The sequence below is a fragment of the Burkholderia sp. BCC1977 genome, assembly GCF_905339595.1.
Taxonomy (GTDB): Bacteria; Pseudomonadota; Gammaproteobacteria; order Burkholderiales; family Burkholderiaceae; genus Burkholderia.
Window position 1 is genome coordinate 1 of record NZ_CAJPGQ010000153.1, and the last position, 783, is coordinate 783.

Below are 783 nucleotides of genomic sequence, written 5' to 3' on the forward strand. Positions count from 1 at the left end.
GACGAACCAACGACCGGTATCGTAGGCGGCGCCTGCCGTGTAGAGCGTCGTGAGACGGTGCACGACAAAGGCGTGGCCGCAACTCCACAAGCGACCGAACGGGCGCCTGCACTCATGCACCCCTTTATCCGGAACGTTCGGACAAACCTCTGTCACTTCGGAGCAAAGAGTGCTGCGCGGTGTGCCTTATCGACTTCTTTCCTCATGTCAAACAACTCACGAGCCGCCTGGATCAATGGGCGATGAACCACCGCCCATTCGTGTAATGCCCGCAAAGGCTCGATCAGGCTCTGACCTAGGCCGGTCAGCTCATATTCGACCCGTGGTGGAATAGTTGGATACGTAGTCCGCTCGATAAGCCCATCTCGCTCCAATGCTTTTAGCGTGAGGGTCAGCATCCGTTGTGAAATGCCTTCGGTTCGGTGGCTAAGTTCGGTGTAGCGCATCCTCCTACCCTGGGATAGAACCCCTACAACCATCACCGTCCATTTATCACCGATGCGGGCAAGAGTGTCGACGACTTCCTTGCACCTTTCATGATTGGGCGCAGCATCGACATTGCGCACACGAATGTTCGTTTCGGCCATAAAGGTGCCTTCTTGTTTGCTGTACGGGAAGCCATATCATAGCGCAACGAACAAAATGTTCGTCAATTCAACGGCGGGAGTGGCAATGGAAGAGCGGAAAGTGGACGGAGTCACAATATATGGGGGCGGGATTGCTGGCGGAATACTCGCGCGTCGTTTGTCGCGATACACTCGAGTGACATTGATCGATCCCTTG

At 55.2% G+C, this 783-nt stretch carries 1 protein-coding gene; it reads right to left on the reverse strand.

Annotated elements, in window-relative coordinates; genetic code table 11:
• Window positions 1-152: 152 nt before the first annotated feature.
• The gene (locus U5771_RS35215) at window positions 153-587 is read right to left on the reverse strand and encodes a helix-turn-helix domain-containing protein (RefSeq protein ID WP_322028188.1); all 435 of its coding nucleotides are present in this window, start codon (window positions 585-587) and stop codon (window positions 153-155) included.
• Window positions 588-783 lie beyond the last annotated feature (196 nt).

What these genes read in the sequence shown, in the direction of transcription:
- U5771_RS35215 (WP_322028188.1), bottom strand. Translation starts at nt 587, where the DNA reads ATGGCCGAAACGAACATTCGTGTGCGCAATGTCGATGCTGCGCCCAAT.